General features: G+C 53.3%; 11 protein-coding genes. 10 read left to right on the top strand and 1 reads right to left on the bottom strand.

Translation table 11 applies throughout. The features are described from left to right. Positions 1-7 precede the first annotated feature (7 nt). The 3 genes from spoVG to MKZ24_RS04470 all read left to right on the top strand — a co-directional run bounded on the left by spoVG (position 8) and on the right by MKZ24_RS04470 (position 3,001). Positions 8-295 (top strand): septation regulator SpoVG, encoded by a 288-nt coding sequence (gene spoVG / locus MKZ24_RS04480; protein ID WP_036696395.1) that lies wholly within the window; start codon positions 8-10, stop codon positions 293-295. 258 nt (positions 296-553) lie between these two features. After that, on the top strand, positions 554-1,957 hold the full coding sequence (gene glmU / locus MKZ24_RS04475) for a bifunctional UDP-N-acetylglucosamine diphosphorylase/glucosamine-1-phosphate N-acetyltransferase GlmU (protein WP_340781455.1): 1,404 nt from the start codon (positions 554-556) through the stop codon (positions 1,955-1,957). A 90-nt stretch (positions 1,958-2,047) separates the two neighbouring features. Further along, the gene (locus tag MKZ24_RS04470) at positions 2,048-3,001 is read left to right on the top strand and encodes a ribose-phosphate diphosphokinase (RefSeq protein WP_019914487.1); all 954 of its coding nucleotides are present in this window, start codon (positions 2,048-2,050) and stop codon (positions 2,999-3,001) included. A 92-nt stretch (positions 3,002-3,093) separates the two neighbouring features. Here the strand turns inward: MKZ24_RS04470 and MKZ24_RS04465 are convergent, their stop codons facing one another. Next, complete coding sequence (locus MKZ24_RS04465) at positions 3,094-3,294, bottom strand: hypothetical protein (protein ID WP_039305774.1); 201 nt, start codon at positions 3,292-3,294, stop codon at positions 3,094-3,096. Positions 3,295-3,386: 92 nt separating this feature from the next. On the opposite strand from MKZ24_RS04465, the gene pth reads away from it, so the two are divergent. The 7 genes from pth (at position 3,387) to mazG (ending at position 13,222) form a co-directional block, all read left to right on the top strand. Continuing rightward, positions 3,387-3,947 (top strand): aminoacyl-tRNA hydrolase, encoded by a 561-nt coding sequence (pth, locus tag MKZ24_RS04460; RefSeq protein WP_042231417.1) that lies wholly within the window; start codon positions 3,387-3,389, stop codon positions 3,945-3,947. An 89-nt stretch (positions 3,948-4,036) separates the two neighbouring features. Next, positions 4,037-4,267 carry an anti-sigma-F factor Fin family protein gene (locus MKZ24_RS04455; RefSeq protein WP_042231418.1) on the top strand — a complete coding sequence of 77 codons (231 nt, stop codon included), beginning with the start codon at positions 4,037-4,039 and terminating at the stop codon, positions 4,265-4,267. 131 nt (positions 4,268-4,398) lie between these two features. Next, the gene (mfd, locus tag MKZ24_RS04450; protein ID WP_340781454.1) at positions 4,399-7,923 is read left to right on the top strand and encodes a transcription-repair coupling factor; all 3,525 of its coding nucleotides are present in this window, start codon (positions 4,399-4,401) and stop codon (positions 7,921-7,923) included. Beyond that, positions 7,910-8,944: a peptidylprolyl isomerase gene (locus MKZ24_RS04445; protein WP_340781451.1), complete on the top strand. Its 1,035-nt coding sequence runs from the start codon at positions 7,910-7,912 to the stop codon at positions 8,942-8,944. Before mfd ends, MKZ24_RS04445 begins: the two co-directional genes overlap by 14 nt. Before the next feature lie 284 nt (positions 8,945-9,228). After that, entirely contained in the window at positions 9,229-9,771 is a 543-nt protein-coding gene (spoVT, locus tag MKZ24_RS04440) for a stage V sporulation protein T (protein WP_039305786.1), read from the top strand. A 221-nt stretch (positions 9,772-9,992) separates the two neighbouring features. Continuing rightward, on the top strand, positions 9,993-11,648 hold the full coding sequence (locus MKZ24_RS04435) for a putative polysaccharide biosynthesis protein (protein ID WP_340781447.1): 1,656 nt from the start codon (positions 9,993-9,995) through the stop codon (positions 11,646-11,648). 74 nt (positions 11,649-11,722) lie between these two features. After that, the gene (gene mazG / locus MKZ24_RS04430; RefSeq protein ID WP_340781446.1) at positions 11,723-13,222 is read left to right on the top strand and encodes a nucleoside triphosphate pyrophosphohydrolase; all 1,500 of its coding nucleotides are present in this window, start codon (positions 11,723-11,725) and stop codon (positions 13,220-13,222) included. The last annotated feature ends 96 nt before the right edge of the window (positions 13,223-13,318 follow it).

The following is a 13,318-nucleotide window of genomic DNA, read 5'->3' as shown; positions in this document are numbered from 1 at the left end:
CACACACATGCAAATTACGGATGTCAGACTCCGCCGCGTCAACTCTGAGGGGAGAATGAAAGCAATCGCATCCATTACAATCGATAACGAGTTTGTTGTTCATGACATACGCGTCATCGATGGTAATAACGGGATGTTCGTTGCAATGCCCAGCAAGCGTACACCTGACGGTGAATTCCGCGATATCGCTCACCCGATTTCTTCGGGAACGCGCGAAAAGATTCAATCTGCGGTTCTGGCCGAGTACGAACGCGCCGCTACGGAAGAAGAAGAAGTCATTGAAGAGGGAGCTTAAGCTGTGAAGCGCTGACTCTCAAGGATTGCTGCCCTCCCGGGCGGCGTAAAGCCATGCCGTTTTTTAAGATAAGACTTTTTTATGTTTCGGGGTCCCCGCAAAAGTACCTGGGTCAGCCTCGAAGCCAAAGCCCCACTTTGTGGGGGGATTTTATTGGGGTTCGAAGAAAAGGGAACCATGCCTTCATGGTTCTCTTTTCTTTTTGCCCGGAATGAGATATATTCAGTAGTGAGTTCAAGAAGTAGGAGGTTGGCATTCTTGAAAAGAATGGCTGTTGTACTTGCTGCAGGCCAAGGCAAGCGTATGAAATCTAAATTATACAAAGTGCTGCACCCCGTCTGTGGCAAACCGATGGTAGGGCACGTGCTTGATACAGTAAAGGCGACCGGATGCGAGCGTACAGTAGTCGTCGTAGGCCACGGCGCTGAGAAAGTTAAAGCTTATGTAGGCGACAATGCCGAATATGTGCTGCAGGATATCCAGCTTGGAACCGGGCATGCCGTCAAACAAGCCAAAGATCTGCTTGGCGGTGAAGAAGGAACTACGATCGTGATCTGCGGGGATACACCGCTGGTAATGACCGAGACACTGGAAGGGCTGATGGCGCTGCATGAAGCGCAGAAAGCTGCCGCAACCGTCCTAACTGCTATTATGGAGCAGCCTGCCGGATATGGCCGGATCATCCGGGGCGAAGACGGCGGAGTGCAGAGGATTGTAGAACAGAAGGACTGCACAGAGAGCGAAGCCGCTGTCAGCGAAATCAATACAGGCACTTATTGTTTTGATAACGTTAAGCTATTTGCCGCTCTGGAGAAGGTTACCAATACCAATAACCAGCAGGAATATTATTTGACTGATGTTATCGGTATACTCCGGGCACAGGGAGATATCGTTCTTGGATATCAGGCCCATGATGCTGCAGAGTCTATTGGTGTGAATGACCGCCTGGCGTTGTCCGAAGCGGAAGGCTATATGCGTGAGCGTATCAACCGCGGGCATATGCTGAACGGTGTAACTTTAATCGATCCTGCCTCTACCTATATTGGAGCAGATGTTGTCATTGGAGCAGACACTGTGCTGTATCCGGGCACTGTGCTCAAAGGCAAGACGGTAATCGGCGAAGATTGTGTGATCGGACCAGCGAGCGAAATTGAAGACTGCGTGATTATGGACGGTGCTGTAGTGAAGCATTCCGTACTGAATCAGGCTGAGGTCGGCGCACGGGCTTCCGTTGGGCCTTTTGCGTATTTGCGTCCGGGTGCCGTGCTTGGCGAAGAGGTCAAGATCGGCGATTTCGTGGAGATCAAGAATGCTACAATCGGTCACGGCTCCAAAGTATCCCATTTAAGCTATGTCGGTGATGCTGAGGTCGGTAAGAATGTGAATATCGGCTGTGGTGCCATCACCGTTAACTATGATGGCTATAACAAGTCAAGAACAGAGATCGGTGATGATGCTTTTATCGGCAGCAATGTGAATCTTGTCGCTCCGGTAACTGTGGGCAAAGGCGCATTCGTTGTCGCCGGATCCACCATCACGCGTTCTGTACCAGAGAATGATCTGGCAGTTGCCAGAGTAAGACAGGAGAACAAGCCGGGTTATGCGGACAAGATCCGCTCCCGTGCCAAAGCGAAGAAAGACCAGTCGAAGAGTCCATCGTAAAGCGCTCAAGGCCAAAGCGCCGGACGGACTCTGCAAATCCGCGCCGGCGCTACTTGGAAGTTAAATTCCGTCACGGAGGGTTTATATTTTATGACTTATTGCGATTCCAAACTAAAGATTTTCACCTGCAACTCCAATCCTAAGCTGGCTAGTCAGATTGCCGATTATATCGGTATTCCGATGGGCGAGTCCCATACTACTAGCTTCAGTGACGGAGAGATTCAGGTTAAGCTGTCGGAAAGCGTCCGGGGCTGTCATGTCTATATTGTACAGTCCACCTGTGGACCGGTTAACGACAATCTGATGGAGCTTCTCGTTATGGTGGATGCGCTTAAGCGTGCGTCTGCGAAGAGCATCAATGTCGTGATTCCTTACTACGGTTATGCGCGCCAAGACCGTAAGGCCCGTTCCCGTGATCCGATTACGGCCAAGCTGGTAGCCAACCTGATTGAAAAAGCGGGTGCACATCGCGTCATTACCATGGACCTTCATGCGATGCAGATTCAAGGCTTCTTCGATATTCCTGTAGATCATCTGCTGGGTGTTCCGATTCTGGCCCAATATTTCCGCTCCAAGCAAATTCAGAACCCGGTTGTCGTCTCACCGGACCATGGCGGTGTTGTGCGGGCAAGAAAGCTTGCTGACTTCCTCAACGCTCCACTGGCGATCATCGACAAGCGCCGTCCGGAGCCGAACGTTAGTGAGGTTATGAACATTATCGGTAACATTGAAGGTAAAACAGCGATTCTGATTGATGATATCATTGATACGGCAGGAACCATCGTGCTGGGGGCCAATGCTCTGATGGAAGGCGGCGTGAAGGAAGTCTACGCTTGCTGTACACATCCGGTATTGTCCGGGCCTGCGCATGAACGCCTGGAGAACTCTCCAATCAAAGAAATTATCGTGACGGATACCATTCCAATTCGCAGCAGTAATCCGACAAGTAAGCTCAAGGTGCTGTCCGTAGCTCCGCTTATGGGCGAAGCTATTATTCGTGTGCATGAAGAGCTGTCGATCAGCAAACTGTTCGAGATCGAATAAGCTGCTTATATTAGAAAAAGGGTTACACCTCCGTGAAGCGGAAGATGTAACCCTTGTCGGCGTGATGCGGGAAACAGAGCAGCTCGTACGTCTCAGTATCCCGGGCGGGAAATGAAGGTGAACAGGCTGCGGTTGTATAGCGTCCCCTGAAGCTCCACAAAGCCTTCATCCACCGCTGTAATCACACCGATGTCTACATGAGCGCTACCCCTAAATACTTCAACAGGCACAGCATATTGAATATGGTACTGGAAATGGCGCGGTAATGTTAAAATATCGCCCTGATGTGGCATTGTTCATCACCTGTCTTCGGAGTATAAACTTATTGTACCAAAAACGGAACTCTTCTGCTGGGAGTACCGGGCGGAAAGGATAGACTTTAGTTATGAAATGGATTGTTGGACTCGGAAATCCCGGAACGCAATATGCGAAGACCAAGCATAATGTTGGTTTTATGGCGCTGGATGAGCTTGCGTCCAGACACGGCATTGTCTTTAACCAGAATAAATGCAAATCGGTGATCGGCGAAGGGGTCATTGGCGGAGTAAAGACCGTACTGATTAAACCGATGACCTTCATGAACCTGTCCGGTGAGGCGGTCCGCGCTTATATGGATTATTACAAGGTGCAGCTGGAAGATATGATTGTTGTCTATGATGATCTGGATACGGAGCTGGGCAAAATCCGGCTGCGCTATCAAGGCAGTGCCGGTGGACATAACGGAATCAAGTCGATCATTCAGCACACAGGCACCCAGAGCTTCAACCGGGTGCGGATGGGAATCTCACGTCCGGAGCCGGGATTTGCAATTGTCGATTATGTGCTGTCTACATTCGCCAAGAAAGACGGACCCAAGCTGGAAACGATGATTATGGATACTTGTGATGCAGTGGAATTTGGCCTGCAGCACACATTTGAGCAGACTATGGCCAAGTTCAATGGCTGATTACAAGGTATAGGGTGCAGTAATTTAAGGCTAAAGCTATCCGGGGCGGGGCATACTGGAGGTATATACTACCTTCAGGAGGCATATAGATGGCAATAAACTATGTATGCAGGCACTGCCGGACATTCTTAGGAAGCATCGACAGAAGTGATATCACAGAGATGCAGCTGGGCCTACATTCCTTGACCCCTGCGGAACGCAGAGATATAATAGCGTATGATTCAGAAGGTGAGATTACGGTGAAGGTTACCTGCGGTTACTGTAAGCAGGCCCTGGATAACAATCCGGAACTTAGCCTGCTGGCCAGTCCGCTTCAGTAGGTGGAAGCGCCTGTCTCTATCGTCATCCGCAAGCCTTGGCCTTATCCGCTGAGGCTTGTTTTCGATTCTAATTATAATAGGTGGCAGCGGCAACGCTGCTGTCAGCCTATTTAGTAAGAGAGGTGCACCTGTTGTTACAAGGTCTTATAGAAGCTTTTTCGAAGGATCCCGATTTTCAGTCCGTCACCAGCGGTATCGCTGCAGGTATGAAGGAGCAGCTTATCTCCGGCTTATCCGGCTCGGCCAGACAAATTATGCTGGCTGCGCTGCATGAAGAGACGGAGCGTCCGCTGCTGGTAGTCACTCATAATATGTTCTCGGCACAGAAGATGGCCGAGGATTTGCAGGAAGCGCTTTCTCCGGACCGTGTGCTGCTGTATCCGGCTAATGAGCTGGTAGCTGCTGAAGCTGCAGTCTCCAGCCCCGAGACACTCGCACAGCGTATTGATGTGCTTACGAAATGTGCCAAGGGCTTCCGTGGAGTTGTAGTTGTTCCCTACTCCGGTGTCCGGCGGCTGCTCCCCGCCCCACATGTGATGGCTGGAGCCCAGCTGACCGTTTCGCAGGACGGTACCCTTTCGCTCGATGAATTCCTCATGTCCATGATTGAAATGGGCTACGAGCGTGTCGAGCGGGTGGAGAACCGCGGTGAACTCAGCGTGCGCGGCGGTATTATTGATTTCTATCCTATGACTTCTCCACTAGCTTACCGGGTGGAGCTGTTTGATGATGAAGTAGACTCCATTCGTACCTTTGATCCCATAGACCAGCGGTCTATTGATAAGGTCCGCACTGTGAAGATTACTCCGGCCAAGGAGATTATTGCCGATCAGCTGCGCCAGGATGCGGCCTCTACAGCTGCGTCAGCACTACTGGAGCGGCAGCTCGAGAAAATGAGCGACCGTCAGGCCAAGCTGCGTCTGCGTGAGGAAATGGGCCGGGAGCTGGAAATGCTGCGCGAAGGCACTTATTTTCCGGAACTCTATAAATATATCAGTCTCTTATATCCTGAACGCTCTCATCTGTATGATTACATGGCACAGGATACGTTGCTTGTGCTGGATGAACCGGCCCGATTGCTTGAAACTGCGAAGCAGCTGGAGCGCGATGAGTCGGAATGGAACCTGCACCTGCTGCAGAACGGCAAAACGCTGCCTGACCTGCATCTTTCTGTCGAGAGCGATGTGATTATGTATCACCGTCCGTTCCAGAGCTTGTTCATGTCGATTTTCCTGCGTCAGGTTCCGCATATTCAGCCGCAGAATATCCTGGGCTTCATCAGCCGGGGAATGCAGGATTTCCATGGGCAGATGAACGTGCTGAAATCCGAGATGGAACGCTGGCATAAGTCCGGCGTGAAGGTTATTATGCTGGCCAATGGCGAGGAGCGGATGGAGCGTGTCCGCCGGGTGCTTGACGACTACGGGATTGAAGCCCCGACCATCCTTCAGGGCAACCTGGGCTCCGGTTTTGAGCTTCCTTCGATTCATTTGGCTGTCATCACCGAAGGTGAGATGTTCTCGCAGAAGCAGCGCAAGGCGCGGAAGGTCTCCAAGGGAATTGACAATGCCGAACGGATCAAGAGTTATACGGAGCTGAAGATTGGCGATTATGTGGTTCACCAGAACCACGGGATCGGCAAGTACATGGGCATCGGCACGCTTGAGGTCAGCGGGATTCACCGCGACTATATGCATATTCTCTATGCCGGCGGCGACAAGCTCTCGGTTCCGATTGATCAGATCGATCTCATCCAGAAGTATGTCGGTTCTGAAGACAAGGAGCCGAAGGTATATAAGCTTGGCGGCAACGAGTGGACGAGAGTTACCAGCAAAGTACGGAGCTCGGTCCAGGATATCGCCGATGATCTGATCAAGCTCTACGCCGAACGCCAGAGCGCGCTTGGTTACGGCTTCGATAAGGATACGCAGGAGCAGCGTGAATTCGAAGAGATGTTCCCGTATGAGGAGACCCGTGACCAGCTTCGCGCGATCGAAGAGATCAAGAAGGATATGGAGCAGAACCGTCCGATGGACCGCCTGCTTTGCGGAGATGTGGGCTACGGCAAGACAGAAGTGGCGATCCGGGCTGCTTTTAAATCAGCGATTGAAGGCAAGCAGGTGGCAGTCCTCGTGCCAACGACGATTCTGGCACAGCAGCACTATGAGACCTTCCGTGAGCGCTTCGCTAATTATCCGCTGAATATTCAGGTGCTGAGCCGTTTCCGCAGCCGTAAGGAGCAGAATGACACCATTAAGGGAGTAAGACAGGGTACCGTGGATGTGGTTATAGGCACACACCGACTGCTGTCGCAGGATCTGGTGTTCAAGGATCTGGGTCTCCTGATTGTCGATGAAGAGCAGCGTTTCGGCGTGACCCACAAAGAGAAGCTGAAGAAGCTGAAGACCAATGTCGATGTGCTGACCCTGACGGCAACGCCGATTCCACGCACTCTGCATATGTCGATGCTTGGTGTGCGGGACTTGTCAGTTATTGAGACGCCGCCAGAGAACCGCTTTCCCGTACAGACGTATGTTGTTGAGCATAGCCAGACCCTTACCCGCGAAGCGGTAGAGCGGGAGCTTGCCCGTGGCGGCCAGGTCTATTACCTCTATAACCGCGTCCAGGGGATTCAGGAGATGGCTGCACAAATCTCCATGCTGGTGCCGGAGGCAAGAGTAGGCATCGGCCATGGACAGATGTCAGAGTCGGAGCTGGAGAAGACTATTCTCGATTTCCTTGATGGAGAATACGATGTGCTGGTCAGCACAAGCATTATAGAAACTGGTGTGGATATTCCAAACGTCAATACGCTCATTGTGCATGATGCCGATAAAATGGGACTTTCCCAGCTCTATCAGCTGCGCGGACGTGTAGGACGTTCTAACCGGATAGCTTATGCCTATTTCACGTACCAGCGGGATAAGGTGCTGACAGAAGTGGCCGAGAAACGTCTGCAGTCAATTAAGGAATTCACGGAGCTTGGTTCAGGCTTCAAAATCGCTATGCGCGATCTCTCTATCCGCGGAGCAGGCAATCTGCTCGGTGCGGAGCAGCACGGATTCATTGCTTCTGTTGGGTTCGATCTGTATTCGCAGATGCTGGCGGAGGAAATCCGCAAGCGTAAGGTCAGCGTGCTAGGTGAAGAGGATACTTCGCTGAAACAGGGCAATACCGTGATTGATTTGTCGATTGACGCATATCTTCCATCCGAGTATATTTACGACAGTATCCAAAAAATTGAAATCTATAAAAAAGTTGCTGCAGTGGCGACTTTTGAGGATGCCTCGGAGCTTGAGGATGAGCTGCTTGACCGGTTCGGCGAATTGCCGGAAGCAGTCATCAATCTGCTCTCTGTGGCCCGGCTGAAGGTATACGGCAAACTGTATGGTATGGAATCCATGGTCCGGCGGGGCGATGAGGTCTCACTCAATTTCCATGAAGGAACTATCGGGGCGTTAGATACGGCGAAGCTGGCCAAAGTTGGAAATAGCTTCGAAAGACGTGTACAATTTGATAAGGATGCGAAAGCAACGATCCGCATCAAGTCCAAAGACTTGGGCGACAAAGAGCTGCTTGAACTGCTGGAGCAATTCCTCGCGGCAGCTAAACAGTCTTTAAAATCGAAGGGAGAATTACACAATGTCGTTAAATAAAAAACCATGGAAAGTGCTGCTGGTCTCACTGGTTGCAGCAGTTTCCTTCTCAATGCTTGCTGCCTGCAGCAGCAACAGCGGCGATGATACAGCGGTGGCAACTTATAATGGCGGAACGATTACTGCGAAGGAATTCGATCTGGATACCCGCGTAATGAAATTCCTGTCTCCGCAGCAGGCGCAGTATCTGGAGATTGATATGTTCAAGGAGTCTATCCTGAAGCAGGAGGTCGCGTTTGAACATCTGGCTGGCCAGGCAACGGATGAGGCGAAGAAGGCAGCAGAGAAAGAGGTCGATACACAGATTGAGACGATCAAGAGCAGTCTGGGCGACTCCTATAAAAGCTCTCTGAAGGAGCAGGATCTAAGCGAATCGGACCTGCGTTCTTATATGCAGCGGGTGCTTACCGTTTATCAGGACATGCTGCTCAAAGTAACGGACGAGCAGGTGAAGACAGAGTACGAAGCGATTAAAGCTGATTTCACCGTGGCTACACTGCGTCATGTGCTGGTTGGCTTGACGGATGGTGACGGCAAGGAGCGTGCGGATGCAGATGCGCTGAAGCGTGCCAATGAAGCGAAAGCGAAGCTGGACGGCGGTGCAGACTTTGCAGCCGTTGCCAAAGAATATTCGGATGATACCAGTACGAAGGATACCGGGGGCTTATATAAGGATGAGCCGCTGTCCAAGTACGTAGAAGAGTTCAAAGCCGCAGCCCAGACGCTGCCGCTTAATACGATTAGTGATCCGGTGAAGAGCAGCTACGGATATCACGTCATTAAAGTTGAAGCCCGCAAGGAGACAACCTTCGACACGCTGACGGCAGAGCAGCTGGAGACTGTTAAGAGCTCAGCAGCTTCCACCAGCCTGGAGTCGTTCCTCGAAAAGGGTCTGGATAGCCTGAAGATTGAGATCAACCTGCCGAAGAGCACCGCCGCAGCCGATGAACCGGGAACAGCAGCTACTCCAGCCCCGGCTGATGCCACACCAGCTCCGGCCGCTACAGAAGCAGCCAAATAATTTTATAGGTGGACAAGCCGTCTGATGCGCCAAGCATCAGGCGGCTTTTTTTGAACAGGCTGGAGCAGGTATAGAATGGTGAATTTAAGAACATAACTGGAATGATGCGCCTGTTGTGTTTGTGATTTTGCATGAACTATTTTAAACAGGCGGCTTGAATGTATAAGGAACTGGGAAGAGATGAATACTATGGTCAGATATTACGATAAATCACTGGGATTAACCATTCCCATAATGGACAGTAGTTGGACCATACTTCTTAAGAAAGCGGGGCAACATGTGAAATGAAAGCTACTGGAATTGTACGCCGTATTGATGACCTCGGACGAGTTGTTATCCCTAAAGAGATTAGACGCACCTTGCGCATTCGGGAAGGAGACCCTCTGGAAATCTTCGTCGACCGTGATGGTGAAGTTATATTGAAAAAGTATTCTCCGATTGGCGAGCTGGGTGATTTCGCGAAAGAATACGCGGAGTCACTGTTTGAGGGAACAGGGCATATTACGATGATTACGGACCGGGACACCTTCATCGCACTCGCCGGCGGCTCCAAGAAGGATTATTTGGAGAAGCAGGTTGGCGTGCTGCTGGAGAAGGTAATGGAAAGCCGTAAAACGGTGCTTGAGACGAATGGGGGCAGCTACGACATCAGCAAAGACCACACGGAGCTGCTATCCAGCTATGTGGCAGCACCCATTATCTCCGGCGGAGATCCAATCGGCTGTGTAGTACTGCTGAATAAGGATGACACGGTGAAAATGGCGCAGATGGAAGTGAAGATGGCTGAAACAGCCGCAGCCTTCCTGGGCAAGCAGATGGAGCAGTAAGAGATTGGCCTATAGAACCCCGCTTATCCTCTGGGTATGACTCCACAGGAAATGGCGGGGTTTTGTTGTATGAAGTGAAGCCATTTCCACTTACAGGCATACTTAAGCTATAATATAGAAATTCATTCTAATATGATGAGCTTAAGAATGGGGACCTCATTGTAACATGCTTAAGTTCACGTTCAATAATATGGCAGTCACGCTGTAGAAGCAGGTATATCATGAAATCGGACACCCAAGGCTCGAAGCTGCTGCAAGGTGCATTTATTCTTAGCGCGGCAGCTATTTTCTCAAAACTGATCGGTACCCTGCAGAAGATTCCGCTGCAGAACCTGGGCGGTGACGCAGCATTCGGTATCTACAATACGGTCTATCCGCTATATACGATCCTGGTCACGGTGGCCATGCTGGGATTGCCTGCAGCCATCTCCCGGTTCGTGGCAGAGGCATCTGCTGCGCAGGATGACCAGGAAGGACGGCGGGTGCTGCGCCTGTCAGCGGGCATTACAGCAGTCTCCGGACTGATTCTCGGGATTCTGGTCTATACCGGAGCACCGGTTATTGCTGTGTGGGTCGGCAATTCCCATATTACTTCCGCTCTGCGCAGCAGTGCCTGGGGACTGGCAGTAGTACCGCTGATGGCCGCACTGCGCGGTTACTTCCAGGGGCTGCATAATATGATGCCAACCGCTGTGTCACAGGTCGTAGAGCAGTCGGTGCGTGTGGCAGTCATGATCGCACTGCTGCTCTATCTGACAGCGGCCGGTGCCGATGAGGCAGGTATTGCCGCCGGCGCATTGCTCGGTCCTGCGGGCGGAGGATTGGCAGGTCTGGCCGTTATGCTCCTCTATTGGCGCACTTACCGCCGCAGCGGGCTGAAGGCCGCTATGCTTCTGGTTCCCGCCAGAGGGAAGCCAGCCGCAGCTGAAGTCCACCCGGAACGCGAGACGAATGTCCGTAAGCTGCTGGCTTACGGACTGCCGGTGATGCTGGGCGCTCTGGCTATGCCGCTGATCGGCCTGGTGGATGTGTTCACGGTTCCCCGTCTGCTGACGGGAAGCGGCAGCAGTGAGACGGCCGCTATGGCCCAGTTCGGCATCTATAACCGCGGACTGCCGCTCGTCCAGATCGTAACCATGCTGGCCACCTCATTGTCGGTAGTATTCATTCCGGCCCTGGCGGAAGCGAAATTCCAGCGGAACGAGGAACTTATCCGCACACGCATCACGTTGTCGCTGCGCTGGTTCTGGCTCCTCGGCTTGGCCGCGTCCGTAGGCCTGGCCGTCCTTGCAGAGCCCGTTAACACGGCTCTGTACGGGGACGCTGCCGGCAGCGGCGCGATGACCTGGCTGGCCTTCACCGCCGCCGGCGGCACGGTCAGCATCATCTCCGCCGCGCTGCTGCAGGGCCTTGGCGCCGTGCGTGCGCCGGCGCTGCACCTTCTGGCCGCCGCTGCGCTTAAGGCGGCCCTGAACCTGCTGCTGGTCCCGCAGCAGGGCATTACCGGTGCGGCCATCGCCGGCGTGGCCGCACATCTCTTCGCAGCAGCGCTGAACGTGCTGCTGCTCTACCGCCAGGGCTATCTGCGGCTGCGCTTCGCAGATGCCCTGCTGAAGCCCGCGGCGCTGCTCGCGGGCCTGGGGCTGGTTGCCGCGGCCGTGAGCCTCGCCGCGGGCAGAGCGGCGGACGCGGCCGGCTTCGGCGGCGGGCGGACCGCTGCGCTGGCGCAGAGCCTGCTCGGCGTGCTCGCAGGCTGCGCCGTCTTCGCACTCGGCGCAGTGGCGCTGCGGCTGCTCAGCGAGAACGAGCTGCGCCAGCTTCCGGGCTTCGGCCCCCGGCTGGCGGACAAGCTGAAGAAGCTGCGCCTGTTCCCTTAAGGCTTACTAATAATTTACATAGGGCCACCGGCTGCACAAGCAGCAGGCAGATGCCCTCAAAGGAGTAGACAGGCATGAGCGCAATACTAACGGTGGTCGGCCTCGGGTCCGGTAATCCGGACCGGCTGACACTGGGCATTATCAAGAAGCTCAAGGCGGCATCCGCCGTTTACGTGCGGACCGCAGAGCATCCCGCCATGGCTGCACTGGCTGAGCTTGAGATTTCTTCGGAGTCTTTCGACGGGCTGTATGAATCGTTATCCTCCTTCCCTGAGGTCTACGAAGCCATTACGGCAACCCTGATTGAGAAGGCAGCGGCGGCTCCGCAAGGCACAGAAATCGTCTATGCCGTGCCGGGACATCCCATGGTTGCTGAAGCCGCTGTATCCCTGCTGCGACAACGCTGCCCGGAGGCCCGCATTGAGCTGAATATCCTCGGCGGGGAAAGCTTCCTCGATGAGGCATTCGTCCGTCTGGGCTTTGATCCGATTGAAGGATTTCAGCTGCTGGATGCTTCGGGCATCCGCAGCTCCCAGCTCCACCCGGAGCTGCACACACTGATCGGGCAGGTGTATGACAGCTTCACTGCGTCAGAAACCAAGCTCTGCCTGATGGAGCTGTATCCGCCGGAGTATGAAGTAGTTGTCGGACATGCTCTCGGTGTAGAGGGTGAGGAGCAGATTCTGCGTGTGCCGCTGTATGAGCTGGACCGGCTGGACGGATACGGCAACCTCTCGCTGGTGTATGTTCCAATCAACCCTGCAGAGGATGCGCGAAAGCGTACGTTTGCCCGGCTGCATGAGATTGTCGATATTTTGCGGAGTCCGGAAGGCTGTCCCTGGGACCGTGAGCAGACCCATGAATCCTTGCGCAAGAACCTGATCGAAGAGACCTATGAGGTGCTGGAAACGATCGACGAGGATGACCCGGACCATATGAAGGAAGAGCTGGGCGACCTGCTGCTCCAGATTATGCTTCATGCCCAGATGGAAGAGGAGCTCGGTACATTTAGCGTCTATGATGTGATTGAAGGCCTGAATGAGAAGCTGATCTTCCGCCATCCGCATGTCTTCGGCGACCGTGTTGCCGGCAATGCCGAGGAGGCGCTGCAGAACTGGGACGGCATGAAGGCCGAAGAGAAGCGACGCAAAGGCGTGAAGCCTGAAGCGCTGTCCGCGCTCAGCGGGGTTCCCCGTGACCTGCCTGCACTGATGAAGGCTTACAAGCTGCAGAAGAAGGCCTCCAAGGTGGGATTCGATTGGGATAATACCGGAGATGTCCTAGCCAAAATCCGTGAAGAGGTCGACGAACTGCAGGAAGCGATTGAAACGGGGCTGTCTGCCGAGGAGCAGATGCTGGAGCTGGGTGACCTGCTGTTCGCGGCAACCAATGTAGCCCGCTTCATCGATGCCGATCCGGAGGAAGCGCTGACCCGCACAAACCGCAAGTTTATCTCCCGGTTCCAGTACATTGAGCAGCGGCTGCTTGATAGAGGTACTAGTGTTCAAGACAGTAGTCTGGAAGAGATGGAGGCTCTCTGGCAGGAAGCCAAGACAGAAGAGCGGAGCCAGTAGGGTATACAGTGCTGGAGAAACGGTAATGCTGTGAACAGGACCTTAAATCTCTGATTTAAAATGCAAATAGAGGTTTATAATGTTATAGTGCTATAA

The organism is Paenibacillus sp. FSL R7-0297 (genome assembly GCF_038009025.1).
Classification (GTDB): domain Bacteria; phylum Bacillota; class Bacilli; order Paenibacillales; family Paenibacillaceae; genus Paenibacillus_AQ.
The sequence above is the reverse complement of the archived record's forward strand: the minus strand, read 5'-3'. Positions and strand labels throughout refer to the sequence as shown.

Excerpts from the sequence above, each read along its gene's own strand:
- spoVG (WP_036696395.1), top strand. The coding sequence starts at position 8 with ATGCAAATTACGGATGTCAGACTCCGCCGCGTCAACTCTGAGGGGAGA.
- MKZ24_RS04470 (WP_019914487.1), top strand. The coding sequence starts at position 2,048 with ATGACTTATTGCGATTCCAAACTAAAGATTTTCACCTGCAACTCCAAT.
- MKZ24_RS04465 (WP_039305774.1), bottom strand. The coding sequence starts at position 3,294 with ATGCCACATCAGGGCGATATTTTAACATTACCGCGCCATTTCCAGTAC.
- pth (WP_042231417.1), top strand. The coding sequence starts at position 3,387 with ATGAAATGGATTGTTGGACTCGGAAATCCCGGAACGCAATATGCGAAG.
- MKZ24_RS04455 (WP_042231418.1), top strand. The coding sequence starts at position 4,037 with ATGGCAATAAACTATGTATGCAGGCACTGCCGGACATTCTTAGGAAGC.
- MKZ24_RS04445 (WP_340781451.1), top strand. The coding sequence starts at position 7,910 with ATGTCGTTAAATAAAAAACCATGGAAAGTGCTGCTGGTCTCACTGGTT.
- spoVT (WP_039305786.1), top strand. The coding sequence starts at position 9,229 with ATGAAAGCTACTGGAATTGTACGCCGTATTGATGACCTCGGACGAGTT.
- MKZ24_RS04435 (WP_340781447.1), top strand. The coding sequence starts at position 9,993 with ATGAAATCGGACACCCAAGGCTCGAAGCTGCTGCAAGGTGCATTTATT.
- mazG (WP_340781446.1), top strand. The coding sequence starts at position 11,723 with ATGAGCGCAATACTAACGGTGGTCGGCCTCGGGTCCGGTAATCCGGAC.